The following is a 24,874-nucleotide window of genomic DNA, read 5'->3' on the forward strand; positions in this document are numbered from 1 at the left end:
CGATCACTGGGCTGTCCAGCCGCCGTCCATGGCGATGGACGTGCCGGTGATGAACGAGGCGGCGTCGGTGCACAGGTACGCGGCCAGCTCGGCGACCTCGGCGGGCTCGATCAGGCGCTTGATCGCCGCCTTGGCGAGCATGATCCGCTCGATGACCTCGGTCTCGTCGATGCCGTGCGAGCGGGCCTGGTCGGCGATCTGCCCCTCGACCAGCGGGGTGCGCACGTACGCGGGGTTGATGCAGTTCGCGGTGACGCCGAACGGGGCGGCCTCGACGGCGATGACCTTCGACAGGCCCTCCAGGCCGTGCTTGGCCGACACGTACGCCGACTTGAACGCCGACGCGCGCAGCCCGTGCACCGAGGAGATGTTCACGATCCGGCCCCAGCCCTGCGCGTACATGTGCGGCAGCGCCCGGCGGACCAGCCGGAACGGGGCGACCAGCATGACCTGGTGCAGGTATGTGAAGCGGTCGGGGGCGAAGTCCTGCAGCGGCGCGACGTGCTGCAGGCCGGCGTTGTTGACGATGACGTCGACGGCCGGGTCGAGGTCGTCGAGCGCGTCCGGCGCGGCCAGGTCGGCGACCACCGCGGTGCCGCCGATCTCGTCGGCCACCAGCCGGGCGGAGGTGGCGTCCCGGTCGACCACGAGCACCTTGGCCCCGGCCTGCGCCATCCGGGCCGCGCAGGCCCGGCCGATGCCGCTGCCGGCGCCGGTCACCAGTGCGGTGCGGCCGGTGAGGTCGAGTCGTACCAGTGGCGGCGTCGCGGTCGTCATGGCTCGTCAAACTACGAGCACCGTGGGAGCGGGCACATGGGTCCGGGCCACACAGTGTGCCGGGAACGGATGTGGCGGGACGTGGCTCGGTCGCGTTGACGGTGGTGTCCGCTAGGGTGTCGTACACACGTACGGCGAAGTGGACGGAGCGGCGGGTGCAGCAACGGCAGCGGCGGGTGCTCGGCGTCGATCCGGGGCTCACCCGGTGCGGCGTCGGTGTGGTGGAGGGCGTGCCCGGCCGGCCCTGCGTGATGGTGGACTACACCGTCATCGGCTCCGATCCCGACGCCGACCTGGCCGACCGGCTGCTGCACCTGGACCGCAACCTGGCCGACCTGATCGCCAAGCACCAGCCGGAGAGCGTCGCCGTGGAGCGGGTGTTCAGCCAGCACAACGTGCGCACGGTGATGGGCACCGCGCAGGCGGCCGCGGTCGCGGTGCTGGCGGCCGCGCGCGCCGGGCTGCCGGTGCGCACCTACACTCCGTCCGAGGTGAAGGCCGCCGTGACCGGCTCCGGTCAGGCCGACAAGAAGCAGGTCACCACGATGGTCACCCGGCTGCTGCGGCTGGACGCGCCGCCCCGGCCGGCGGACGCGGCCGACGCGCTGGCGCTGGCCATCTGCCACATCTGGCGCGGTGGCACGCGCGACCGGCTGGGCGAGGCCATCCGTGCGGCGAAAGGCAGGCAGTGATGATCGCGAGTGTGGCGGGGACCATCGCCTCGATCGGCGCGGACGCGGCCGTGGTCGAGGTCGGCGGGGTCGGCCTGCGGCTGCTCTGCGCGCCGGGCACGCTGGCGGCGCTGCGGGTCGGGCAGCAGGCCCGGCTGTCGGCGACGCTGATCGTGCGCGAGGACTCGCTGACCCTGTTCGGCTTCGCCGACGACGACGAGAAGCAGCTGTTCGAGCTGCTGCTGACGGCCAGCGGGGTGGGCCCGAAGCTGGCCCAGGCCGCGCTGTCCGTGCACACCCCGGACGTGCTGCGCGCGGCGCTGTCGCACGGGGACGTCTCGACGCTGACCCAGGTGCCGGGCATCGGCAAGAAGGGCGCCGAGCGCATGGTCCTGGAGCTGCGCGACAAGGTCGGCCCGGTGGCCGCGGTGCCGGCCCAGGGCGGCCGCCCGCAGGCGTGGACCGAGCAGGTGCGCCAGGGCCTGGTCGGGCTCGGCTGGAGCCAGGCCCAGGCCGACCAGGCGGTCACCGCCGTGGCCGAGACCATCGACGGCCCGACCCCGCCCGTGCCCGTGCTGCTCAAGCAGGCGATCCGGCTGCTGGGCAAGACGCGATGAGCGAGCACCTAGAGCGAACCCGGCAGCTTTCCACTCATCGTGACGACGAGCGCAGCGAGGAGAAGCGATGAGCGAGCACCGCGAGCGGATCCGGCAGCTTGCCATTCATCGTGACGACGAGCGCAGCGAGGAGAAGCGATGACCGACTCGCTGGTCAGCGCGCTGGCCTCGCCGGAGGAGCGCGACGCCGAGGCGTCGGTGCGCCCGAAGCGCCTGGCGGAGTTCGTCGCCCAGGAGCGGGTGCGCGAGCAGCTGGAGGTGCTGCTGCACAGCGCGCTGCGGCGCGGCTCGCCGCCCGACCACATCCTGTTCTCGGGCTCGCCGGGGCTGGGCAAGACCACCCTGGCGATGATCGTCGCCGCGGAGCTGGGCGGGGCGCTGCGGATGACCTCGGGTCCGGCCATCGAGCGCTCGGGCGACCTGGCCGCGGTGCTGACCAGCCTGCAGCAGGGCGACGTGCTGTTCATCGACGAGATCCACCGCATCGCGAAGCCGGCCGAGGAGCTGCTGTACAGCGCGATGGAGGACTTCCGGGTCGACGTGATGGTCGGCAAGGGTCCCGGCGCGACCGCGATCCCGCTGGACGTGGAGCCGTTCACCCTGGTCGGCGCGACGACGCGGGCGGGCCTGCTGACCGGCCCGATGCGCGACCGGTTCGGGTTCGTCGGGCATCTGGAGTTCTACAGCGCCCCGGAGCTGGCGGCGCTGCTGCAGCGTTCGGCGCGCATCCTCGGGGTGGCGGCGACGAAGGAGGGCATCGCGGAGATCGCCGGCCGGTCCCGGGGCACTCCGCGTATCGCCAACCGCCTGCTGCGCCGCGTCCGCGACTACGCCGAGCTGCGCTCGGACGGGGTGGTCAACGTGTCCTCGGCGCGCGCCGCGCTGAAGGTGTACGACGTCGACGATCTCGGGCTGGACCGGCTCGACAAGGCGGTGCTGGTGTCGCTGGTCGAGCTGTTCGGCGGGGGACCGGTGGGCCTGTCCACGCTGGCTGTGGCGGTGGGGGAGCAGCCGGACACCGTCGAGGAGGTCGTGGAGCCGTTCCTGGTGCGGGCGGGCCTGCTGGCGCGTACGCCCCGGGGCCGGGTGGCGACGGCTGCCGCGTGGCGGCATCTCGGCAAAAAACCACCAAATGGTACTTTTGGTGCTGGTGCCACCACGGCACCCGACCTGTTCACCGTCGACGGCCAGCCGGACACGTAAGCGGACCTCGCGTTCGTGATCTTAACGTGACCTACACCGCAAGTGTGCGATCGCTCGCGTACCGACTAGACTTCGCGCGGTCCGAACGGACGACAGATGCCACCGCCAGCGTGCTCAGCCGCGCGGCGGGGCCGTGTGGAAAGGTCACAAAGTGGGCGGTAATTCCGGCAGCGCGTTGCCGACGATCATCATGTTCGCCCTGCTCTTCGGCTTGATGTACTTCATGTTCATCCGGCCGCAGGCCAAGCGCCGCAAGGAGGCCGAGTCGATGCAGAAGTCGCTCGGTGCGGGCGACAAGGTGATCACCATCGGCGGCCTGTACGGCACGGTCGTCTCCACCGACGACGAGAGCATCACCCTTGAGATCTCGCCCGGCGTGACCGCCCGCTACGCGCGTCAGGCCGTGGGCCGGGTGACCGAGCAGGTCACCGCGCCGACCGAGCACGTGGTGGAAAACCCCGTCAAGGAAGAAAAGTAAATCGCTGACCCCACGCCACGGCCGACCGCTCCCCAGTGTCCGGCCGTGGCGTATCCCCATCCGTCATTCATCCCAGGGAGACTCGACAGCCGTGGCACCACCTCAGGGACAGATGCGCCCCGGGAGGCAACTTGCCCTTCTCGGCGCCATCTTCGTCATCCTCGCCAGCGCGGTCTGGTTCGGCGGCAAGGGCGGCTGGCAGGATCGCCTCGCCCCCAACCTCGGCCTTGACCTCGTCGGCGGCTCGCGGGTCACCCTCCTGGCGCAGACCGGCGCCGATGGCAAGCCGCCGACCGCGCAGGATCTCGAGCAGGCCCGCCGCATCATCGCCGAGCGCGTCGACGCTCGCGGTGTGTCCGAGGCGCAGGTCGTCATCGAGGGCACCCAGAACATCGTGATCTCGGTGGCCAAGAAGGGCGACGACGCGATCGACGACGTCGGCCAGGCCTCCCAGCTGTTCTTCCGCAAGGTGCTGAGCCGCACGGACGGCAGCGGCCTGGCCGCGGCCCCGCAGCCGTCGGCGAGCGCCAGCCCGAGCGCGGCCGCGAGCCCGAAGCCGAGCACCGCGGCCAGCCCGAAGGCCACGCCGAAGCCGTCGGTGAGCCCGTCGGCCGGTGGCACCGGTGGCGGTGCCGCGATGGCGCCGACCCCGACGCCGACCCCGGCGGCCAGCAAGAGCGCCGCCGCGTCCCCCTCGGCCAGCCCGAAGGCCGCGGCCGCTCCGAAGCCCTCCGCCTCCGCCGCGGGCAACAAGAAGGTGACCGTCGAGCAGGTGCAGGCGAAGGTCGGCAAGGCCGCCTGGGACGCGGCCGCCAAGCTGACCGCGGTGCCGACCGACCCGGCCCAGATCGAGGCGCTCGCGCCGTTCGCCACGCTCGACCACTACGAGGTCGCGCTGCTGGCCCCGAAGGTGCAGTTCTACGTGCCGCAGGTGACCTGCGAGCAGCTCGACAAGCGCCCCCCGGGCTCGATCAACAACCCGGACGCCGAGGCCGTCGCGTGCGAGAACGGCGCCAAGTACCTGCTCGACGTGTCGAAGGTCAAGGGCACCGACGTCGACAAGGCGTCGCCGCAGATCGAGCAGAACACCAACCGCCGGGTGGTCTCGCTGGACTTCTCCAGTGACGGTCTGGACAAGTGGACGCAGCTGACCAAGGAGTCCTTCAACAACGAGGGCCAGAAGTGCGACCAGTCCGCGATCGGCCCGGAGAACCACTGCCTCGTCGCGGTGGTGCTGGACAACAAGATCATCTCTGCGCCGGAGATCCAGGGCGTGCTCGGTGACGACTCCGTCATCAGCGGCGACTTCGACCAGAAGTCGGCCACCGACCTGGCCAACAACCTGAACTACGGCTCGCTGTCGATGACCTTCGAGCAGCAGGAGGCCCAGTCCATCACCCCGACGCTGGGCGGTGAGCACCTGAAGGCGGGTCTGCTCGCGGCCGGCATCGGCATGCTGCTGGTGGTCATCTACTCGTTCTTCTACTACCGCCTGCTGGGCACGGTCATCGTGCTGTCGCTGATCCTGTCGGCGGCGCTGACCTTCCTGGCGCTGGTGTTCCTGGGCCGGGAGATGGGCTTCACCCTGACGCTGGCCGGTATCGCCGGATTCATCGTCTCGCTCGGTGTCGCCGCGGACTCCTTCGTCATCTACTTCGAACGTCTGAAGGACGAGATCCGCGAGGGCCGCAGCCCGCGCAGCGCGGTGCCCCGCGCCTGGGTGCGTGCCCGCCGGACGATCCTGACCGCCAACGCGATCTCGCTGATGGCCGCGCTGGTGCTCTACCTCGTCTCCTCCGGTGCGGTGGCGGGCTTCGCCTTCGCGCTGGGTCTGGCGACCCTGCTGGACCTGATCGTGGTGTTCCTCTTCCGCCACCCGATCATGGCGATGTTCGCGCGTACCGACGCGTTCCTCTCCCCGCGCGTCAGCGGCCTGGGCCGCGTGCTGCACGAAGCCAAGGAGGCTAAGTGATGAGTGGTCTCGCATCCCGTCTTTACAGCGGTGAGGCCGGGTTCCAGATCGTCGCCAAGCGCAAGCTGTGGTTCGGCGTCGCCGGCGGCGTGCTGCTCGTCGCGATCCTGGCCATGTCGCTGTTCGGCTTCAAGCCGGGCATCGAGTTCGAGGGCGGCAACGAGTTCACCGTGCCGGCCTCGGCCGGGCAGCTCGCCGACGTCGAGAAGGTGATCGACGACGCGATCCTGTCGGTCCAGGCCGACGCCACGCTGGTCCCCGCGCAGCAGGTCGGCAACGCCGCGATCACGGTGCGCAGCTCGTCGCTGTCCGACGAGCAGACCGACACGGTCCGGGCGAAGATCGCCGAGGACCTGAAGCTGGCGGCCGACGACGTCACCGGCAACCGGGTCAGCCAGGCCTGGGGCGCGCAGGTCACCGAGCAGGCGCTGATCGGCCTGGCGCTGTTCGTCCTGGTCGTCAGCATCTACCTGGTGATCCGCTTCGAGTGGCAGATGGCCGCGGCCGCGGTCGCCTCGCTCGTGTTCGACCTGGTCGCCACGGCGGCCGTGTACTCGCTGGTCGGCTTCGAGGTCACCCCGTCGACGGTGATCGGCTTCCTGACGATCCTGGGCTTCGCGCTCTACGACGTCGTGGTCGTGTTCGACAAGGTGCAGGAGAACACCCGCGGCATCACGGGCAGCAGCACCACGACGTACGCCGAGGCGGCCAACCTGGCCCTGAACCAGACCTTCATGCGGTCCATCAACACCGCGCTGGTGGCGCTGCTGCCGGTCGGCGGCCTGCTGTTCATCGGCGCGGGCCTGCTCGGCGCGGGCACGCTGAAGGACCTGGGTCTGGTGCTGTTCATCGGTATGGGCACCGCGGTCTACTCGTCCCTGTTCTTCGCCACGCCGGTGCTGGTGTGGCTGAAGGAGAAGGACCCGAAGATCGCCAACCACACCGCGCGGGTGCTGGCCCGCCGCGCCGCTCCGGCCAAGCCCTCGTCGGGCGACCTGCCGGCGCAGGTCGGCGCGGGTGCGGGCAGCGCGGCTCCGAAGGCGGGCGCCAAGCCCACCGTCGGCGCCAAGGCCGGCCGTCCCGCGGGCGGCCGCCCCGCCGGCAAGCGCCGCTGACCCGCCGTACCACGAACCGAGGCCCGGTCTCCCCACCAGGGAGGCTGGGCCTCGGCCTTTCCCCCGGTCGATCATGAACTTATGGCACGGTTCGGCGGCGTGTCGCAGGAACAACCTCATGATCAACGCGGAGGGACGGTGGGCGGCGACACAGTTCTCGGGTGGGAGCGGCGGTGACGGTGTGGCCAGAGGGTCGGGCGTACTAGGGTGTGCCCGTGACCAACGATCTGATCCAGGGTGACAGCGGGCACGCCACCGCGGCGCTCGTCGCCGACATGGTCGTCGACGTGGCGGACTTCCCGAAGACGGGTGTCCTGTTCAAGGACCTGACCCCGCTGTTCGCCGACGGCAAGGCGTTCCGCGGCGTCATCGACGCGATCGTGGCGCAGTACGCCGGGCAGTTCGACGTGGTCGTGGGCGTGGAGGCGCGCGGCTTCGTGCTGGCCGCCGCGGTCGCGTACGCCGCCGGCACCGGTGTGGTCGCCGTACGCAAGGCCGGCAAGCTGCCCCGGGTGGCCCACGCCGCCACCTACGCCCTGGAGTACGGCACCGCCACGCTGGAGATCAGCGAGGCCGCGTTCACGCCCGGCCAGCGGGTGCTGGTCGTCGACGACGTGCTCGCCACCGGCGGCACCGCCGACGCCACGCTGGACCTGGTGCAGCGGGCCGGCGGCGAGCTGGCCGGCTTCGTGGTGCTGATCGAGCTGGGCTTCCTGGGCGGCCGGGAGCGGCTCGGCGAGCGCCCGGTGCACGCCCTCCTGCGCATCTAGCGCCCCACCCACACCACCGTCCGGGGCGCGCACCGACCGCCCTGGCCCGCCGCGCCCACCACCCGCCCGGGTGACGGACGCCACGAGTGCCCTCCCCGGTCGCAGCCGGCGGGGGTACGCTCCTCCGGCAAATCGGCCGGCAAGCCCGAACACAGGTAGCATGGGCTATCCGAACCTCACTCGAAGGAGCGGCCGTTGTCTCAGGAAGTCGCCCCCAGCGTGGCCGTGGCGGAGACGTCGCCGGCCGGGAACGGGCCCGACAAGGCCCAGGCGGCGAAGGGCGCGAAGGCGGCCCAGCCCGCCAAGCGCGAGGCAGCAGCCGTGCTGCCCTTCCCTGGCACGAACGAGCAGGCCCCGGCCGAAACCGACCGGGGCGCTGAGGACCGTGCCGCCGCACCCGAGGTGCGCGCCGCGCCCGGCACCAACCAGCTCGGCATGTTCGCCGGTGTGCCCTCGGGCCGCCGGGTGCGCGCCCGGCTGTCCCGCTTCAACGCGCCCTGGCAGTCGGCCAGTGTCAGCGAGGAGCTGGAGCCGCTGATCGCCGCGCACCGTGCCGCGCACCCCAAGGCCGACATCCGCGTCCTGCAGAAGGCGTACGAGACGGCCCGGCAGTGGCACGAGGGCCAGTTCCGCAAGTCCGGCGACCCGTACATCACGCACCCGCTGGCCGTCGCGAGCATCCTGGCCGACCTCGGCATGGACACCACCACGCTGGTCGCCGCGCTGCTGCACGACACCATCGAGGACACGCCCTACACCCTGGAGCAGGCCCGCGCCGACTTCGGCGACGAGGTCGCGCTGCTCGTGGACGGCGTGACCAAGCTCGACAAGGTGAAGCTGGGCGACTCGGCCAAGGCCGAGACGATCCGCAAGATGGTCGTGTCCACCGCCAAGGACCCGCGCGTGCTGGTCGTGAAGCTCGCCGACCGGCTGCACAACATGCGTACGCTGACGTTCCTGCCGGTGGCCAAGCGGGAGCAGAAGGCGCGCGAGACGCTGGAGATCCTGGCTCCGCTGGCGCACCGGCTCGGTATGAACACGGTGAAGTGGGAGCTGGAGGACCTGTCCTTCGCGACGCTGTTCCCCAAGCGCTTCAAGGAGATCCAGCGCCTGGTCAGCGACCACACCCCACAGCGGGACAACCTGCTCAAGCAGGTCACCGACCGGGTGCAGGCCGACCTGCGCGGCTCGAAGATCAACGCGAAGGTCACCGGCCGGCCCAAGCACCTGTACTCGATCTACCAGAAGATGATCGTGCGCGGGCGGGACTTCAACGAGATCTACGACCTCGTCGGCGTGCGCATCCTGGTGGACACCGTGCGCGACTGCTACGCGGCGCTCGGCGTGATCCACGCGGCCTGGCAACCGGTCCCCGGCCGGTTCAAGGACTACATCGCCATGCCGAAGATGAACTTCTACCAGTCGCTGCACACGACCGTGATCGGCCCCAACGGCAAGCCGGTCGAGATGCAGATCCGCACCCACGCGATGCACGGCACCGCGGAGTACGGCATCGCCGCGCACTGGAAGTACAAGGAGGGCCCGAAGGCGAACTCGACGGTCGTCGGCCCGTCCAGCCACATCGACGGCATGACCTGGCTGCGCCAGCTGCTGGACTGGCAGCGCGAGACGTCCGACCCGGGCGAGTTCCTCGACGCGCTGCGCCACGACCTGTCCAGCCAGGAAGTGTTCGTGTTCACGCCCAAGGGCGAGGTCATCGCGCTGCCCAACGGCTCCACTCCGGTCGACTTCGCGTACGCGGTGCACACCGAGGTGGGCCACCGCTGCATCGGCGCACGGGTCAACAGCAAGCTGGTGCCGCTGGAGTCGGTGCTGTCCAACGGCGACGTGATCGAGATCTTCACGTCCAAGTCGGAGAGCGCGGGCCCCACCCAGGACTGGCTGGGCTTCGTCAAGTCCTCGCGGGCGCGTACGAAGATCCGGCAGTACTTCAACAAGGAGCGCCGCGACGAGGCCATCGACGCGGGCAAGGACTCCCTCGCGCGGGCCATGCGCCGGCAGGGGCTGCCGCTGCAGCGGCTGCTGACCGCGGGCGGGCTGCTGGCCATCGCCCGGGAGCTGCACCTGAGCGACATCACGTCGCTCTACGCGGCCGTCGGCGAGGGCCAGGTCTCGGCGCAGTCGGTGGTGCAGCGCCTGGTCGCCGGATACGGCGGCGAGGAGGGCGCGGTCGAGGACATCGCCGAGTCCACCATCCCGACCCGGCCCAGCCGCACCCGCGCGCCCGGCCACGACCCCGGCGTCGCGGTCAAGGGCGTGTCCAACGTCTGGATCAAGCTGGCCCGCTGCTGCACCCCGGTGCCCGGCGACCAGGTGTACGGCTTCATGACCCGCTCCGGCGGCATCAGCGTGCACCGGGAGGACTGCGTCAACACCGGCGACCTCAAGGCGCAGCCGGAGCGGCTGGTGGAGGTCACCTGGAAGCCGACCGCGGGCTCGATGTTCCTGGTCGCCATCCAGGTGGAGGCGCTCGACCGGCACAAGCTGCTGGCCGACATCACCCGGGCGCTGTCCGAGGAGCGGGTGAACATCCTGTCCGCGACGGTCACCACGACCCGCGACCGGATCGCCGTGAGCCGGTTCAGCTTCGAGATGGCCGACCCGAAGCACCTGGGCCACCTGCTCAACGCCGTACGCGGCGTGGAGGGCGTCATGGACGCCTACCGCGTCACCTCCGGCGCCTGACCCACCGGCTCGGCCCATCGGCCCCGCGGCCGGGCCACCACCGGCCGCAACTCTTGAAGACTCGCGCCCTCGTCGACACGACGAGGGCGCGAATCTTTAAAAGTTGAGCCAGGAGGCCCCGGGCGGTGCCGGTGGGCCGGGGGGAAGGTCAGGCGGCCGGGGTGATGGTGAGGGTGGCGATGGTGACGGGGGACTTGGGGGTGCCGTCGGGCGCGGTGTTGCCGGCGGGGTCGACCGCGCCGCCCTTGCCGATCGTGTGGATCACGTCCATGCCCGCGGTGACCGTGCCGAGCACGGTGTACTCGGGGGCGATCGGGGTCGGGCCGTACACGATGAAGAACTGGCTGCCCGTGGTGTGCGGTGCCTGGGTCTTGGCCATGGCGAGCGTGCCCACGGGATAGGGGTCCGCGTCCGCCGTCGTCGGCAGGTTCTCCTCGGAGAACTGGTACGCGGGACCGCCCATGCCGGTGCCCGACGGGTCGCCGCACTGCAGCACCTTGATGCCTTCGGTGACCAGGCGGTGGCAGCTCGTGCCGTCGAAGAACCGCCGGCCGGCCAGGTGCGTGATGCTGGCCGCCGCGCACGGGGCCTTGCCGGTGTCCACCTGGATGGTGACCACGCCGCGGTTCGTGGTCATCGTGAGCTGCTGGACGCCGTTCGTCGGGACCGTCCGCGGCGGGGTGCCGACGTCCTTGACGTTCACGTTCGACGCCGCCTCGACCGGCAGCCAGCGGCACGTGCCGTCCGCGGCGCTCGCGGTGGTGTCCCCGGGCGCGGCGCCGGTGGCGTCGTCGCGCAGCCGCAGCACGAACACGGCGGCGGCCACGACGGCGCAGACCAGCACCACCACGATGGCGGTGACCACGGCCGCGATCAGCCAACCGCTGGTGCCGCGGCGTTGCGTCGCGGGCGCTTGGTGCGGGCTGCTGTCGGGTGTCCAGGGGGGAGTGGTCACGGTTCTCCTGTCACAGGTGGAACCGCAGCGTAACGCCATTCGGCGCGCGACGCATGCGACGGCGTCCACAAGCGACGGACGACCGGCGCGAAAAAGGGGCGGGACCCGCAGGCCCCGCCCCTCTGTGCTGCACTGCCGTGCCGTTGCTCAGCTCTCGGCCGGCGTCATGGTCAGCGACTTGATGGTGACCGGCGTCTTCGGCGCGACGCCGTCGGCGGCGTTGCCGTCCTTGGCGACCTTCTGCACGATGTCCAGGCCCTTGGTGACGGTGCCGAGCACCGTGTAGTCCGGGCCGAGCTGGCTCTCGCCGTACACGATGAAGAACTGGCTGCCGGTGCTGCTGGGAGCCTGGGTCTTGGCCATCGCCAGGGTGCCCGTGGGGTACGCCTTCAGTGGCTCGGTGACGTTGGGCAGGTTCTCCTCGGCCATCTTGTACGCCGGGCCGCCGTTGCCGGTGCCGCTGGGGTCACCGCACTGCAGCACCTGGATGCCCTGAGTGACCAGGCGGTGGCACTTGGTGTTGTCGAAGAACTTCTTGCTCGCCAGGTAGGTCATGCTCGCCGCGGTGCACGGCGCCTTGGCGGTGTTGACCTTGACCTCGATCGGGCCCTTGTCGGTGGTGATCGTCATGGTCTGGGTGCCCTTGGTGCTGACCTCGGTCGGCGGCGTGCCGACGTCCTTCAGGTTCTTGTTCGCGTTCGGGTCGTCCGGCGTCCAGGTGCACACCTGGCCCTCCGGCAGCGGCGCGGCGGCCGGCGTCTGGGTGTCGTCGCCGCCGACGGTGCGCATCAGCCAGATCGTGCCGCCGATGACGAGCAGCAGGGCCACCGCCGCACCGAGCACGGCGTTGCGCTTCTTGCGCTGGCGGGCCTCTTCCAGCCGCTCGCCCATCTGGCGCTCGAGCCGCGCGCGGGCCGCCGCGCGCTGGCGCTGGATCGTGGAACTCACGGGTCTGTCCTCCTGCTAACTACTGATCAACTGGCGGTCGAGGCCGACGGCTTGGGAGAGGTGGCCGCACCGGACGGAGCCGGGCTGGCCGGAGCGGGCGGGCTGGCCGGAGCGGACGGCGAAGCCGGGGCGGTGTTGTCGACCACCGTCAGCGTCTTGATGACGACGTCCTGCTTGGGCTTGACGTCTTCGCCCGCCTCGTTCGCGGTGGTGCCGGCCTGCGCGATCTTCTTGATGACGTCGAGACCGGAACCGGTCACCTTGCCGACGATCGAGTACGCGGTCTCGGTCGTCGAGTCCTGGTAGAAGATCACGAACTGGCTGCCGTTGAGGTTCGGCGTCATGGCCACGGTGCCGGCCGGGTAGCGGACCGCGGTCGCGGCGGCGGGGCTCGGCGACGCGTCGGCGGCAGCGCTGGTGGTGGTCGACGGGGCCGCGCTCGGCGCCTCGACGGCCGGCGGGTTCTCCATCCACCAGGAGTACGCCGCGCCGCCGTTGCCGGTGCCGGACGGGTCACCGCAGGCCAGCGCGTAGTCGCCCTCGGCGTGGGTCAGCGCGTGGCACTTGGTGTCGTTGTAGAACCCGCTGTCGGCGAGGTACTTCAGGCTGGCCGCGCCGCACGGGGAGGCGGTGCGGTCGAGTTCGGCCACGACGTTGCCGCCGGCGAACGCGACGGTCATCGCGGACGTGCCCGAGGTCGGCATGCCGTTCGTGGCCGGCTTGCCCGCGTCCTTCAGGGACGGGTTGCCCGCCAGGTCGAGCGGGCTCCAGGCGCAGGTCTCGGCGACCGTCTCGGTCGGCTTCGCGTCGAAGGCGCCGAGGCTCCACGCCCCGAGCACGCCGACGAGGACGAGCGCGAACAAACCGCCGAAGACCGCCTTGAGCTGGCGCGAGCGGCGCTCCTGGTCGGCCCGGCGAACCATCTGCCGGTCGACCTTGGCGCGGGCCAGCTTGCGCTGTCGGGTATTGCTGGAAGCCACCCGAGCTCCTCCTGTCACCATTGACCGCAGCGAAGCATGTCCGCTGTGTCACCTTTATCACGTTAGGGGGTTGGTGTCGCATCACGCGCCGCGCCGGCCCTTCGGCCGGGCGTGGGCCGCGCCACACGTCCGAGCGAGTGTACGGGTAAACGCTGAGAAACACGTATGCCCGTCCTGGTTCTGTGATGGATGATCGCGTTCTGCGCCGTCCGTGCCGTGGGCGGTCGATGCCCGCGCAAGCACTAGGCTGGGCGCTGAAGTCTGCGGAGAGGGGTTTTGTCGTGCTTGTGGTGGGCTTTCCGGCGCAGGCGTTCGGGACCAACTGTTACGTGGTCGCCGGCGCTCCCGGCGAGCAGTGCGTGGTGATCGACCCGGGCATCGGGATCCTGGACCACCTCGACGCGGTGCTGGCCGAGCACCGGCTGCGGCCGGCCGCCGTCGTGCTCACCCACGGGCATCTGGACCACACCTTCTCCGTCACACCCGTGTGCGGGGCCCGGGGCATCACCGCCTGGATCCACCCGGCCGACCGCGAGCTGCTGGCCGACCCGGCCAAGGCGCTCTCGGTGGACCTGAGCGCCATGTTCGGCGGGCGGCTGCCGTACGCCGAGCCCGACGACGTCGCCGAGCTGACCGACGGGGCCGTGCTGAGCCTGGCCGGGCTGGAGATCACCGTGGACCATGCGCCGGGCCATACCGGCGGGTCGGTGATGTTCCGGATGCCGGGTCAGGAGGGCGAGCCGCTCTGCTTCACCGGCGACGTGCTCTTCCGCGACGGCATCGGCCGCACCGACCTGCCGGGCGGCAGCATGGCGCGCATGACCGAGAGCCTGCGCGACAAGGTGCTGACCCTGGCCGACGAGACCGTGGTGCTCCCCGGCCACGGGCCGTCGACGACCATCGGCCGCGAGCGCGCGCGCAACCCGTTCCTGCGCGACCTGCTGAGCGTCGGCGACGCGCCCCGCCGGGGCTTCTGATCCAGACTTCTTCCTTTCCTGGAGTGATCTACCCATGAGCAAGCCCACGCCGCTGTCCGGCTTCCCGGAATGGCTGCCCGCGCAGCGCATCATCGAGCAGCGTTTCCTCGACCACATCCGCCGCACCTTCGAGCTTTACGGGTTCGCGTCGCTGGAGACGCGCGCCGTCGAGCCGCTCGACCAGCTGCTGCGCAAGGGCGAGACCTCCAAGGAGGTATACGTGCTGCGCCGGCTGCAGGCCGCGCCGGACGACACCTCCGACGCGAGCCTCGGCCTGCACTTCGACCTGACCGTGCCGTTCGCGCGCTTCGTGCTGGAGAACGCGGGCAAGCTGCACTTCCCGTTCCGCCGGTACCAGATCCAGAAGGTGTGGCGGGGCGAGCGGCCCGCGGCCGGGCGTTACCGCGAGTTCCTGCAGGCCGACATCGACATCGTCGACCGCGACACGCTGCCCGCGCACTACGAGGCCGAGCTGCCGCTGGTCATCGGGGACGCGCTGGCGGGCCTGCCGATCCCCAAGCCGACCATCATGGTCAACAACCGCAAGGTGCTGCAGGGCTTCTACCAGGGCCTGGACCTGGTGGACCCGGAGGCGGTGATGCGGGTCGTGGACAAGCTCGAGCGGATCGGGCCGGCCGGGGTGACCGCGGAACTGGCCCTGCTCGGGGTGACCGAGTCGCAGGCCCGGCTGGTGCTGGGGCTGGCGGAGGTCTCGGCGGGCGACGCGTCGTTCGTCGACGACGTGCGCAAGCTCGGCGTCAGCGACCCGCTGCTGGACGAGGGCCTGGCCGAGCTGGCCGCCGTGGTGGAGGCCGCCGCGGCGCACTCGCCGGGGCTGTGCCGGGCCGAGCTGAAGATCGCGCGCGGGCTGGACTACTACACCGGCACCGTGTACGAGACGACGCTGGCCGGGCTGGAGCGCTACGGCTCGGTGTGCTCCGGCGGGCGCTACGACAACCTGGCCAGCTCGGGCAACGACCGGTTCCCGGGCGTCGGCCTGTCCATCGGGGTCAGCCGGCTGCTGGGGGTGCTGTTCGGCGAGAACGCGCTGTCGGCCAGCCGCTCGGTGCCGACCGCGGTGCTGGTCGCGGTGGGGGCCGAGGAGGACCGCCGGTCCTGCGACCGGATCGCGGCGCAGCTGCGGGCGCGGGGCATCGCGACCGAGGTGTCGCCGAGCGCGGCCAAGTTCGGCAAGCAGATCAAGTTCGCCGACCGGCGGGGTATCCCGTACGTCTGGTTCCCCGGGGCCGGGGGTGCGGCCGACACCGTGAAGGACATCCGTTCGGGCGATCAGGTCGAGGCGTCGGCCGGAAACTGGACACCTCCGGCGGAGGATCTCATCCCGGTGGTGGAGGGGACTTTTAATTAGGAAACTTAAGTAATAGTGTGTGGTCCTCGACTCTGAAACGGGGGCCGTACGCGCATGACCACGACAGACCACCGCACGTCCCCGGCGCTGGGCACCGCCACAGCGCCGGGACAGCGGCCCCACCTGCACGATCGTGGTCTGCTTAGGCTGGCCGACGCGGTGCTGCAACCCGGCTTCGTCGGCACCTCGCCACCCGACTGGCTGCGCCGCCGCCTCAACGACGGGCTGGGCGGCGTCGTGCTGTTCGCCCGCAACATCGTCGACCTCGACCAGGTCGCGGCGCTGAACGCGGCCCTGGTCGCGGAGAACCCCGACGTGATCATCGCCGTCGACGAGGAGTCCGGCGACGTCACCCGCCTCGACGTGGAGCACGGCAGCCGCCGCCCCGGCAACCACGCCCTCGGCGCGGTGGACGATCCGGCGCTGACCGAGGCCGTCGCCGCCGACATCGGCGCGCAGCTCGCCGCGGCCGGGATCACCCTGGACTACGCGCCCGCCGCGGACGTGAACAACAACCCGGCCAACCCGGTCATCGGCGTACGCTCCTTCGGCGGCGACCCGGACCTGGTGGCCCGGCACACCGCCGCCTGGATCCGCGGCCTGCAGTCCACCGGCGTGGCCGCCTGCGCCAAGCACTTCCCCGGCCACGGCGACACCGGCGTCGACTCCCACCACGGCCTGCCGATCATCGAGGTCGACGCCGCCCGGCTCGGCCAGGTCGAGCTGCCGCCGTTCACCGCCGCGATCGACGCCGGGGTCCGCTCGATCATGACCGCGCACCTGCTGGTGCCCGCGCTGGACCCGGAGCGCCCGGCGACCATGAGCCGCTCGGTGCTCATCGACCTGCTGCGCGAGCAGCTCGGCTTCAAGGGCCTGGTGGTCACCGACGGCATCGAGATGGCGTCGGTGTCCCAGCGCTACGGGCTGGGCGGGGCGGCCGCGCTGGCCATCGCCGGCGGCGCGGACGCCATCTGCGTCGGCGGCGAGAGCGCCGACGAGGCCGTGGTGGAACTGCTGCGCACCAGCATCGTCGACGCCGTGATGAGCGGGGAGCTGCCGGAGAGCCGGCTGGCCGAGGCGGCCTCCCGGGTCGCGACGTTCGCCGCGGAGAGCGCCGCCCAGCGGGGCGCCCGGGCCGCCGCCGCGGACCGGTGGCACGCCGCGGACCGGCCCGAGGTGGGTCTGGCCGCGGCCCGGCGCGCGCTGCGCGTCACCGGGGCGGGCACGCTGCCGCTGGCGGGGCCGGCGCACGTGGTCGAGTTCGGGGTGGCCACCAACCTGGCCATCGAGGCGCGTACGCCGTGGGGCGTGGGCGCGCCGTTGACGGAGCTGCGGCCCGATACGACGGTCGTGCGGCTGGACGAGCACGCGACCGTCGCCGACGTGCTGGCCGGGGCGCAGGGGCGGATCCCCGTGCTGGTCTGCCGCGATCCGCACCGGCACCCGTGGCTGGCGCGGCTGATCGCGGCCGTCGTGGCGGCGCGGCCGGAGACGGTCGTGGTGGAGATGGGCGTGGCGGCGGGGGAGCCGATCGGGGCGGTGCACCTGGCGACGTACGGCGCTGCGGCGGTGTGCGGCCAGGCGGCGGCCGAGGCCCTCGCCGGATCGGCGCGCTGAGCCGGCGGTTTACCGGCCGGTCGCCGGGCACCGGCCGGTCGCCGGCGCCGGCGGCACCACAACTATAGACGATGGCCTATCTCATCGAATCCGAGCGCCGGTTTTTCGATGAGATAGGCCAACGTCTATTGCGAAGTGGTCCGTGATCTCGCCCGGCCGTTGCCGACGGCGTGAGCGCCGTGCGCCCAGGGGACGGTGCACCGCTGCTCAGCAGGGGTGCACCGTTAAGAAGGTGCCCTTCCTCTACCGATGCCGATAAGAAGGTGCCCTTCCTTTGGTCAGGCTTGTTGGCCGCGGCGGAAGCGGATGGCGGCGGCGTGGGCGGGGGCGGGGGAGGTGGGGGCCAGGGAGGTCAGGGTGACGGTGATGCGGGCGCCGCCCAGGTCGCCGTGGTCGACGGCCACGCTGCCGCCGGCCTGGCGGGCGAGCTGGCAGACGATGTCGAGGCCGAGGCCGGTGGAGCCGCCGCCGCTGACGCCGCGCTGCAGGGCCGCGTCGGCGTCGGCGATGCCGGGGCCCGCGTCCTCGACCACCATCGCGTCGGGGGTGACGGTGACGCGGAACGCGGTGCCGTGCGGGGTGTGCCGGAAGATGTTGCCGATCAGGGCGTCGACCGCGCCGATCGCGTCGGAGCGCGGGACCGGCAGCCAGACCGGCTCGTCCGCGCCGACGACCTCCCAGGGGCGGCCGTGGTCCTCGGCGAGCACGGCCCAGAACGCGAGGCGGTCGGCGACGACGTCGACCAGGTCGGTCTCCTCGGCGGCGCGCTCGGCGGCGGTGCGCCGGGCCCCGGCGATGATCGCGTCGATCTCGGCGTCGAGGGCTTCGACGGCCTGGCGCATGCGGTCGCTCTCCGGGCCGGGCGGCAGGGCGTCGGTGTCCAGGCGCAGCGCGGTCAGCGGGGTGCGCAGCCGGTGCGACAGGTCGGCGGCGCGTTCGCGTTCGGCGTCGATGACCGCGTTGAGCCGGTCGGCCATGGCGTTGAAGGCCTCGCCGACCTCGACCAGGTCGGGCGGGCCGGCCGGGTGCACGCGTACGGTCAGGTCGCCGGAGCCGACCGCGCGGGAGGCGCGGGCCAGCTGCCGGGTCGCGCCGACCACGCGCCAGCCGAGCCGGTCGGCCAGCGCCACCGACACCGCGACCAGCAGCGCCGCCAGCGCGCCCATGGACCACCACGCGGTGGCCACACCCCGGGACAGGTCGGCCTCGGGCACGAACACCTCGACGACGGCATTGCGGCCGCCGTCGAGCGCGGCCGGCTGCAGGTACACCAGCCCGTCCGCGACCGGCGCGGTCATCGAGCCGCCCCGGTCGGCGGCGAGCTTGACGTCGGCCATCTCGGCCCGGCTCGCGCCCAGCGACACCCCGCTGGACAGGTGCACGGCCAGGCGCTGGCGCGGGCCGTCGGCGGTGGCGGCCATGGCCCGGCTCAGCACCGCCGGGTCGCTGGACACGGCCAGCGCGGTGACCACCGCGGCGGCCTGCTGGCGGGCGTCGAGCAGCGCGCGGTCCTCGGCGATCTGCTTGGTGACCAGCGCCAGCGGTACGAGGAAGGCCAGCGCCACCATCGACGTGACGGCGAGCGCGCCGCGGGCCAGCATGGCCCTCATGACGGCGGCACCAGCATGACCCCGACGCCGCGGATGGTACGCAGCATGCGCGGCTGGGCCGCGGTCTCGCCGAGCTTGCGCCGCAGCCAGGACAGGTGCACGTCCAGGGTCTGGTCGGCGCCGACGAAGGGCTGCTGCCACACCTCCGTGAACAGCTCGCGGCGGGTCACCACCCGGCCCACCCGGGCCGCGAGGTATGCCAGCACGTCGTACTCCTTGCGGGTCAGGGTGAGCGGGGAGCCGTCCAGAGTCACCAGGCGGGTGCTCTCGTCCATGCGCAGCGGCCCGATCTCGACCACGGTGTCGGAGGACTCGGTGCGCGGCTGGGTCCGGCGCAGCACCGCGGCCACCCGGGCGGTCACGTGCGCGGCGGAGAACGGTTTGGTCATGTAGTCGTCGGCGCCGGAATTGAGCAGCCGGATCGCGTCGTGCTCGCCGCGGCGGGCGGTGGCCACGATGACCGGCACGTCACTGACCGCCCGCATCATGCGCAGGGCGTCGGCTCCGTCCAGATCGGGCAGTCCCAGGTCGAGGATGACCAGGTCGGGTCGCTCGCTGCGTTCGCTGGTGAGTGACTTCAGGCCTTGCAACGCGGTGCCTACCGTCTGCACGGCGTATCCGGCGACGGTCAGGGCGTTGCCGAGCGCGTCGCGAATGGCGGGGTCGTCCTCCACGACGAGTACGAGGGGCATGGCTGGCACCGTAGCGGAAGCTGTTAGATAGCGGGATGGGTTCGGGGTGGCCGTTTCGCGTGAGGTCGGTGGCGTACGTCGGCGGCTGGGCCGCGGTGACCGCCGCGTCGGCCGCCGTGGTGTGGGTGGGGCTGGGCCCCGTGCTGGCCACCGCGGTGCCCGAGCCGGTGCCGCTACGCCTGGAAGCGCTGCCCCCGCAGCTGCCCGAGCCGCTGGCCACGCCGTCGCGACCGGTGCCCACGGTGACGCTGCCCCCGGTGCCGTCGCCGTCCCCGCCGCCCCCGGCGACCCTGGTCTCGCCCAGCCCGGCGCGCACCTCGCCGACGGCCAAGCCGCCGGCGCTGCCGTCACCGGCCATGACGGTCGACGGCTGGCAGGTGTTCACCGAATCCGACGGCTCCCGGTCGTACCTGCGCAGCTTCCCGACCGCGGGCGGCACCGCGGTGATCCGGATGGCGAACGAGCGGGTCTACCTGGTGTCGGCCACGCCGCGCGGCGACTACCAGGTGGCCACCTCGCAGCCGGACCCGGAACGGGTGGTGGTGCAGTTCCACCGCGCCTCCGACCAGATCATCGTCGACGCGATCTGGTGGGAGGGGCGGCCCTACTCGGAGGTGTCCACCGTCGGCTGACGGCGGGCGCACGCGGCGGCCACGGCGGCGTGCCGCGTGAGAGGCGGCACGCAGGACGGGCGGCGCGGACGTCATGTGAACGAGCCTCGGATCCGGCGGGCCGGGGACAAAGCTCGCTAAGCCCTTCTTGGGCCGTGTTTGAGGCGGATTTCAGGTAGGCCGCGCTCGCGGCGGGGCGAACCCGGGCACATGCGAGAATGACCTCTGGCGCCGCCCGTACTCATGGCGGCGTGTTTCCGCAGTCCGAGGAGAGCATCGTGATCCGTACCCACACCGCTGGCAGTCTGCGTGCCGAGCACGCCGGCCAGAGCGTCACCCTCGCCGGCTGGGTGGCCCGGCGACGTGATCACGGCGGAGTGACCTTCATCGACCTGCGCGACGCCTCGGGCATCGTGCAGATCGTGTTCCGTGACGAGGCCCAGGCGCACGCGCTGCGCAACGAGTACTGCGTCAAGGTCACCGGCACCGTGGGGCAGCGGCCCGAGGGCAACGAGAACCCCGAGCTGCCGACCGGCGCGATCGAGGTCACCGTCACCGACCTGACCGTGCTGTCGGAGGCCGCGCCGCTGCCGTTCCCGATCGACGAGCACGTCACCGTCGGCGAGGAGGCGCGCCTGCGCCACCGCTACCTGGACCTGCGCCGCGCCAACCAGGCCAAGGCGATCCGGCTGCGCTCGCGGGCCAACGCCATCGCCCGCGAGGTGCTCGGCGCACGTGACTTCCTGGAGATCGAGACGCCGACCCTGACCCGGTCCACGCCCGAGGGCGCGCGTGACTTCCTGGTCCCGGTCCGGCTGCAGCCCGGCGCGTGGTACGCGCTGCCGCAGTCGCCGCAGCTGTTCAAGCAGCTGCTGATGGTGGCCGGCATGGAGCGCTACTACCAGATCGCGCGCTGCTACCGCGACGAGGACTTCCGCGCCGACCGGCAGCCCGAGTTCACCCAGCTCGACATCGAGATGTCGTTCGTGACCCAGGACGACGTCATCGAGCTCGGCGAGGAGATCGTCGGCTCGCTGTGGCGCGAGCTGGCCAACCACGAGATCCCGACGCCGATCCCGCGCATCACGTATCACGACGCGATGAACCGCTACGGCTCCGACAAGCCCGACCTGCGCTACCAGGTCGAGCTGACCGAGCTGACGAAGTACTTCGAGGGCACCGAGTTCCGGGTGTTCCAGGCCGAGTACGTCGGCGCGGTCGTCATGCCCGGCGGCGCGGCGCAGACCCGCAAGGAGCTCGACGGCTGGCAGGACTGGGCCAAGGCGCGCGGTGCCCGCGGCCTGGCCTACGTGGTGCTCGACGCGGAGACCGGCGAGGCCCGCGGCCCCGTCGCCAAGAACCTGTCCGAGGCGCACCTGGCCGGCCTGGCCGACGCCGTCGGCGCGAAGCCCGGCGACGCCGTGTTCTTCGCCGCCGGCACCCGCCGCCACGCGCAGGAGCTGCTCGGCGCGGCCCGCATCGAGATCGCCAAGCGGGCCAACCTGATCGACGAGTCGGCGTGGGCGTTCTGCTGGGTCGTCGACGCGCCGATGTTCGAGCCGGTCGACATCCCCGGCGAGGGTATCGTCGAGGGCGCGTGGACCGCGGTGCACCACCCGTTCACCTCGCCCAACGAGGACTGGATCGACAACTTCGAGTCGGCCCCCGACAAGGCGCTGGCGTACGCGTACGACATCGTCTGCAACGGCAACGAGATCGGCGGCGGCTCGATCCGTATCCACCGCGGCGACGTGCAGAAGCGCGTGTTCACCCTGCTCGGCATCACCGACGAGGAGGCCAAGGACAAGTTCGGCTTCCTGCTCGACGCGTTCGCGTACGGCCCGCCGCCGCACGGCGGCATCGCGCTGGGCTGGGACCGGGTCTGCATGCTGCTGGCCGGCGTGGACTCGATCCGCGACGTCATCGCGTTCCCGAAGTCGGGCGGCGGCTTCGACCCGCTGACCGGCGCGCCCACCCCGATCACGGCGCAGCAGCGCCTGGAGGCCGGCGTGGACGCCAAGCCGAAGGCTCCCGGTGAGGACGCAGCCAAGGCCAAGGCCGCAGCGAAGTAATGCGGATCCTGGTCACCGGAGGCTCGGGATACACCGGTGGCCGACTGGTCGCCCTCGCCCGCGCGGCGGGGCACGACGTGACCGGTACCTGCTCCGGCCGCTCTTGGCGGCCGGACCAGGTCACGGTCTCCACCCGTGTGGAGGGGCTGGTGCCGCTCGACGTCCGGGACCGGTCGGCCGTCGACCTGCTGCTCGACGAGCTGCGGCCGGACGCCGTGGTGCACACCAGCTACATCCAGTCGGACTGGGCGGTCACCGCGCTGGGCGCGGCCCATGTCGCGGCCGCGGCGGCGCGTACCGGCGCGCGGCTGGTGCAGGTGTCCTCGGACGCGATCTTCAAGGGCCGCCCGGCCCCGTATACCGAGGCCGACCTGCCGGAGCCGGTGTACCCGTACGGAGCCGCCAAGGCGGCGGCGGAGACCGCGGTGCTCGCCGTGCACCCCGACGCCGCCGTCGCGCGCACCTCGCTGATCATCGGCGACGACGGCTCGAAGCAGCACCAGCTCGCCCTCGACATGGCGGCCGGGCGGGTGGACGGGGTGCTGTTCACCGACCACATCCGCTGCCCGGTCGCGGTCGACGACCTCGCCGCGGCGCTGCTGGAGCTGGCCGAGGGCGACTTCCGCGGCATCCTCAACGTGGCCGGCCCCGAGGCGATCAGCCGCCACGAGCTGGGTGTGCGCATCGCCGCCAAGCACGGCATCCCCGCCGAGCGGGTGCCCGGGGGCTCCGCCCTCGAACGCGGCTTCGTCTCCCCGGCCGAGGTCCGCCTCGACACCACCCTGGCCCGCTCCGTCCTCCACACCCGCCTGCGCGGCGTCACCGAGATCCTGGCCTGACAGTGCGGATGTAGGCGCCGCAGGCAGCGGCGGAAGTCGCGGCTGCGGCAGGTGCGGCTTGCCGGCATCAGCCGTGTCCGGCTCAAGGCGCGGCTGCCGGCCTGACCGTCTTGGTGGACGGTCAGGCCCGGGGCATCAGCGAACATACGAGTCCGCGCGCTTACATCTTTTTTGGTGTGAGCACATCAAAAATGATGTAAGCCGCGCCCGGGACACCTTCGCCGACTGCTCGGTGGAGACGACGTCGGCCCATCGCATCGAAAGCGGGCGGGGGATCGTGTGGGTCATGGGGCGCGGGTAAGGTGCGCTGATGCCGTTCTCCCTCGGTGACATCCTCGGCGCGCAGGTGCAGCCCCCGTTCGGCGTCGTGGCCGGTGCGGCGCTCATCGCGCTGGCGCTGGTGGTCGTCAACACGACCTGGCGGGTCGTGCGCAACGCCATCACCATCGCGCACGAGGGCGGGCACGCGGCCGCCGCGGTGCTGACCGGGCGGCGGCTGCGCGGCATCCGGCTGCACTCGGACACGTCCGGGCTGACCATCATGAAGGGCAAGCCGACCGGGATCGGCATGGCCGTGACCCTGCTCGCCGGGTACGCGACCCCGTCGATTCTCGGCATCGCGGGCGCGGCCCTGCTCGACCGGGGGCACATCCGGCTGCTGCTGTGGATCACGATCGTGCTGCTGCTGCCGATCCTCGTCATGATCCGCAACTTCTACGGGCTGCTGCTGATCCTGGCCACCGGCGCGGCCGTGTTCGCCGTCTCCTGGTACGCCACCGCGCCGTGGCAGGCGCTGTTCGCGTACACGGGAGTGTGGTTCCTGCTCATCGGCGGGGTGCGGCCGGTGGTGGAGGTGCAGCTGCACCGGCGGCGGGGCAGCGGCATGCGCTCCGATCCTGACCAGCTCGCGGGGATCACCCGGCTGCCGGGCGGGTTCTGGGTGTTCGTGTTCCTGCTCTGGACCGTCGGCTCCGTGCTGGCGGGGGCCTACCTGCTCGACCTGCTGCCGGACACCGCCCTGCCCCGCTGACCCTGCGTTGCGGCGCGACGCACGCTGTTCCTGATCGACGTTGGCCTATCACATCGAGTTTGATCACGAGAAAACTCGATGTGATAGGCCAACGTCTATGCGGGGCGCGGGGTGTCAGGACAGGCGTAGCGAGGTGCGGAGGATCGACTCGGTGTAGCCGAGGCGGCGGTAGAGGGCCAGGGCGCGGGTGTTGTCGGACATGACGCCCAGCGAGCTGATGCCGAACTCGGCGATCAGGCGTCGGGTCAGCGCGGTGGTCAGGGCCGCCCCGTGGCCGCGGCCCTGCGCGGCTCCCGCCACGGCGATGCCGGCCAGGAAACCGACGCCGTTCGGGCTGCGGTCGCCCGCGACGGCCACCACCCGGCCCGCCTCGCGGATGCCGTACCACCGCCGGATGCGCGGGTCGCCGGGGCGGCTGGTGCTGTGCGGCAGCGCGTCGTCGAGCACCGCGCCGATGCCGTCGTGATCGGTTTCGTCCAGGGCGACCACCGCGGCCTCGCCCGGGTGCGGGGCGGGTGCGGCGGTGGTCCACAGGAAGTCCCAGTCGTCGTGCACGTCGGCGGGCAGCGCGGCAGCCGTCTCGGCGCGGGTGAGCCGGGGCAGGTGCAGCCAGGCCCCCGCGGCCAGCGCGCCGTCGGCCGCGAGCCGGGCGAACAGCGCGGCGACCGGGGCCGCGTCGCCGAGCGAGGCCGCCACCGGTCCCCACGGGCCGAGCGAGGTCCACGCCAGCGCGCCGTCCAGCTGGTATCCCCGCACGTCGTCGCCGCCCGCGGTCAGCCGGGCGTAGGGATGGTCGCCGACCTTCGCGAGCAGGTCGGCACGGCCGAGGAAGTCAGGGGTGAGAGCCACGGCGTCACCTTACCGG

22 protein-coding genes are annotated in these 24,874 nt (G+C 71.9%); 15 read left to right on the plus strand and 7 right to left on the minus strand.

Going from position 1 to position 24,874, the window contains the following annotated elements; all coding sequences use genetic code 11:
• Positions 1 to 3 precede the first annotated feature (3 nt).
• The gene (locus Cco03nite_RS06795) at positions 4 to 777 is read right to left on the minus strand and encodes a 3-hydroxybutyrate dehydrogenase (RefSeq protein WP_203689861.1); all 774 of its coding nucleotides are present in this window, start codon (positions 775 to 777) and stop codon (positions 4 to 6) included.
• A gap of 155 nt (positions 778 to 932) precedes the next feature.
• Here Cco03nite_RS06795 and ruvC point away from each other — a divergent pair, with 155 nt between their 5' ends.
• The 8 genes from ruvC (at position 933) to Cco03nite_RS06835 (ending at position 10,309) form a co-directional block, all read left to right on the plus strand.
• Complete coding sequence (gene ruvC / locus Cco03nite_RS06800) at positions 933 to 1,469, plus strand: crossover junction endodeoxyribonuclease RuvC (RefSeq protein ID WP_203689863.1); 537 nt, start codon at positions 933 to 935, stop codon at positions 1,467 to 1,469.
• Positions 1,469 to 2,065: a Holliday junction branch migration protein RuvA gene (gene ruvA, locus Cco03nite_RS06805; protein ID WP_203689865.1), complete on the plus strand. Its 597-nt coding sequence runs from the start codon at positions 1,469 to 1,471 to the stop codon at positions 2,063 to 2,065. Before ruvC ends, ruvA begins: the two co-directional genes overlap by 1 nt.
• Positions 2,066 to 2,203: 138 nt before the next feature.
• Positions 2,204 to 3,268: a Holliday junction branch migration DNA helicase RuvB gene (gene ruvB, locus Cco03nite_RS06810; protein WP_203689874.1), complete on the plus strand. Its 1,065-nt coding sequence runs from the start codon at positions 2,204 to 2,206 to the stop codon at positions 3,266 to 3,268.
• A 151-nt stretch (positions 3,269 to 3,419) separates the two neighbouring features.
• The gene (gene yajC, locus Cco03nite_RS06815) at positions 3,420 to 3,746 is read left to right on the plus strand and encodes a preprotein translocase subunit YajC (RefSeq protein WP_275412011.1); all 327 of its coding nucleotides are present in this window, start codon (positions 3,420 to 3,422) and stop codon (positions 3,744 to 3,746) included.
• A gap of 91 nt (positions 3,747 to 3,837) precedes the next feature.
• Entirely contained in the window at positions 3,838 to 5,718 is a 1,881-nt protein-coding gene (gene secD / locus Cco03nite_RS06820; RefSeq protein WP_203689890.1) for a protein translocase subunit SecD, read from the plus strand.
• A complete protein-coding gene (gene secF / locus Cco03nite_RS06825; protein WP_203689892.1) occupies positions 5,718 to 6,833 on the plus strand; it encodes a protein translocase subunit SecF in 1,116 nt (371 codons plus the stop codon). Before secD ends, secF begins: the two co-directional genes overlap by 1 nt.
• 215 nt (positions 6,834 to 7,048) lie before the next feature.
• Positions 7,049 to 7,603, plus strand: coding sequence for an adenine phosphoribosyltransferase (locus tag Cco03nite_RS06830; RefSeq protein ID WP_203689894.1), 555 nt, complete (start codon positions 7,049 to 7,051; stop codon positions 7,601 to 7,603).
• A 435-nt stretch (positions 7,604 to 8,038) separates the two neighbouring features.
• Entirely contained in the window at positions 8,039 to 10,309 is a 2,271-nt protein-coding gene (locus Cco03nite_RS06835) for a RelA/SpoT family protein (RefSeq protein ID WP_239086864.1), read from the plus strand.
• Between the two features lie 148 nt (positions 10,310 to 10,457).
• Here Cco03nite_RS06835 and Cco03nite_RS06840 read toward each other — a convergent pair whose 3' ends face one another.
• The 3 genes from Cco03nite_RS06840 to Cco03nite_RS06850 all read right to left on the minus strand — a co-directional run bounded on the left by Cco03nite_RS06840 (position 10,458) and on the right by Cco03nite_RS06850 (position 13,192).
• Positions 10,458 to 11,264 (minus strand): peptidylprolyl isomerase, encoded by an 807-nt coding sequence (locus Cco03nite_RS06840; protein ID WP_203689896.1) that lies wholly within the window; start codon positions 11,262 to 11,264, stop codon positions 10,458 to 10,460.
• Positions 11,265 to 11,411: 147 nt separating this feature from the next.
• The gene (locus tag Cco03nite_RS06845) at positions 11,412 to 12,212 is read right to left on the minus strand and encodes a peptidylprolyl isomerase (RefSeq protein WP_203689898.1); all 801 of its coding nucleotides are present in this window, start codon (positions 12,210 to 12,212) and stop codon (positions 11,412 to 11,414) included.
• A 26-nt stretch (positions 12,213 to 12,238) separates the two neighbouring features.
• Positions 12,239 to 13,192, minus strand: a complete 954-nt coding sequence (locus tag Cco03nite_RS06850) for a peptidylprolyl isomerase (protein ID WP_203689900.1) — start codon at positions 13,190 to 13,192, stop codon at positions 12,239 to 12,241.
• 281 nt (positions 13,193 to 13,473) lie between these two features.
• Here Cco03nite_RS06850 and Cco03nite_RS06855 point away from each other — a divergent pair, with 281 nt between their 5' ends.
• The 3 genes from Cco03nite_RS06855 to Cco03nite_RS06865 are packed head-to-tail and all read left to right on the plus strand — an operon-like array spanning position 13,474 to position 17,155.
• On the plus strand, positions 13,474 to 14,169 hold the full coding sequence (locus Cco03nite_RS06855; RefSeq protein WP_203689901.1) for an MBL fold metallo-hydrolase: 696 nt from the start codon (positions 13,474 to 13,476) through the stop codon (positions 14,167 to 14,169).
• 34 nt (positions 14,170 to 14,203) lie between these two features.
• A complete protein-coding gene (gene hisS, locus Cco03nite_RS06860; RefSeq protein WP_203689903.1) occupies positions 14,204 to 15,538 on the plus strand; it encodes a histidine--tRNA ligase in 1,335 nt (444 codons plus the stop codon).
• Positions 15,539 to 15,592: 54 nt separating this feature from the next.
• Positions 15,593 to 17,155, plus strand: coding sequence for a glycoside hydrolase family 3 protein (locus Cco03nite_RS06865; RefSeq protein ID WP_203689905.1), 1,563 nt, complete (start codon positions 15,593 to 15,595; stop codon positions 17,153 to 17,155).
• 278 nt (positions 17,156 to 17,433) lie between these two features.
• Here the strand turns inward: Cco03nite_RS06865 and Cco03nite_RS06870 are convergent, their stop codons facing one another.
• Positions 17,434 to 18,765, minus strand: coding sequence for an ATP-binding protein (locus Cco03nite_RS06870; protein ID WP_203689907.1), 1,332 nt, complete (start codon positions 18,763 to 18,765; stop codon positions 17,434 to 17,436).
• Positions 18,762 to 19,457 carry a response regulator transcription factor gene (locus Cco03nite_RS06875; RefSeq protein ID WP_203689908.1) on the minus strand — a complete coding sequence of 232 codons (696 nt, stop codon included), beginning with the start codon at positions 19,455 to 19,457 and terminating at the stop codon, positions 18,762 to 18,764. Before Cco03nite_RS06875 ends, Cco03nite_RS06870 begins: the two co-directional genes overlap by 4 nt.
• Before the next feature lie 59 nt (positions 19,458 to 19,516).
• Between Cco03nite_RS06875 and Cco03nite_RS06880 the strand changes: the two genes are divergently transcribed.
• The 4 genes from Cco03nite_RS06880 (at position 19,517) to Cco03nite_RS06895 (ending at position 24,009) form a co-directional block, all read left to right on the plus strand.
• On the plus strand, positions 19,517 to 20,089 hold the full coding sequence (locus Cco03nite_RS06880; protein WP_203689910.1) for a hypothetical protein: 573 nt from the start codon (positions 19,517 to 19,519) through the stop codon (positions 20,087 to 20,089).
• A gap of 257 nt (positions 20,090 to 20,346) precedes the next feature.
• Positions 20,347 to 22,140, plus strand: coding sequence for an aspartate--tRNA ligase (gene aspS / locus Cco03nite_RS06885; RefSeq protein ID WP_203689912.1), 1,794 nt, complete (start codon positions 20,347 to 20,349; stop codon positions 22,138 to 22,140).
• A complete protein-coding gene (locus Cco03nite_RS06890; protein WP_203689919.1) occupies positions 22,140 to 22,979 on the plus strand; it encodes a sugar nucleotide-binding protein in 840 nt (279 codons plus the stop codon). Before aspS ends, Cco03nite_RS06890 begins: the two co-directional genes overlap by 1 nt.
• A 310-nt stretch (positions 22,980 to 23,289) precedes the next feature.
• Positions 23,290 to 24,009: a M50 family metallopeptidase gene (locus tag Cco03nite_RS06895; protein ID WP_203689921.1), complete on the plus strand. Its 720-nt coding sequence runs from the start codon at positions 23,290 to 23,292 to the stop codon at positions 24,007 to 24,009.
• A gap of 114 nt (positions 24,010 to 24,123) precedes the next feature.
• Here Cco03nite_RS06895 and Cco03nite_RS06900 read toward each other — a convergent pair whose 3' ends face one another.
• Positions 24,124 to 24,858, minus strand: coding sequence for a GNAT family N-acetyltransferase (locus tag Cco03nite_RS06900; protein ID WP_203689923.1), 735 nt, complete (start codon positions 24,856 to 24,858; stop codon positions 24,124 to 24,126).
• Positions 24,859 to 24,874: the final 16 nt, after the last annotated feature.

The organism is Catellatospora coxensis, assembly GCF_016862635.1.
In the GTDB taxonomy this organism is placed as follows: Bacteria; Actinomycetota; Actinomycetes; order Mycobacteriales; family Micromonosporaceae; genus Catellatospora; species Catellatospora coxensis.

What these genes read in the sequence shown, in the direction of transcription:
- Cco03nite_RS06795 (WP_203689861.1), bottom strand. Translation starts at nt 777, where the DNA reads ATGACGACCGCGACGCCGCCACTGGTACGACTCGACCTCACCGGCCGC.
- Cco03nite_RS06865 (WP_203689905.1), top strand. Translation starts at nt 15,593, where the DNA reads ATGACCACGACAGACCACCGCACGTCCCCGGCGCTGGGCACCGCCACA.
- secF (WP_203689892.1), top strand. Translation starts at nt 5,718, where the DNA reads ATGAGTGGTCTCGCATCCCGTCTTTACAGCGGTGAGGCCGGGTTCCAG.
- ruvA (WP_203689865.1), top strand. Translation starts at nt 1,469, where the DNA reads ATGATCGCGAGTGTGGCGGGGACCATCGCCTCGATCGGCGCGGACGCG.
- Cco03nite_RS06890 (WP_203689919.1), top strand. Translation starts at nt 22,140, where the DNA reads ATGCGGATCCTGGTCACCGGAGGCTCGGGATACACCGGTGGCCGACTG.
- hisS (WP_203689903.1), top strand. Translation starts at nt 14,204, where the DNA reads ATGAGCAAGCCCACGCCGCTGTCCGGCTTCCCGGAATGGCTGCCCGCG.
- Cco03nite_RS06895 (WP_203689921.1), top strand. Translation starts at nt 23,290, where the DNA reads ATGCCGTTCTCCCTCGGTGACATCCTCGGCGCGCAGGTGCAGCCCCCG.
- Cco03nite_RS06875 (WP_203689908.1), bottom strand. Translation starts at nt 19,457, where the DNA reads ATGCCCCTCGTACTCGTCGTGGAGGACGACCCCGCCATTCGCGACGCG.
- Cco03nite_RS06835 (WP_239086864.1), top strand. Translation starts at nt 8,039, where the DNA reads ATGTTCGCCGGTGTGCCCTCGGGCCGCCGGGTGCGCGCCCGGCTGTCC.
- ruvB (WP_203689874.1), top strand. Translation starts at nt 2,204, where the DNA reads ATGACCGACTCGCTGGTCAGCGCGCTGGCCTCGCCGGAGGAGCGCGAC.
- Cco03nite_RS06870 (WP_203689907.1), bottom strand. Translation starts at nt 18,765, where the DNA reads ATGAGGGCCATGCTGGCCCGCGGCGCGCTCGCCGTCACGTCGATGGTG.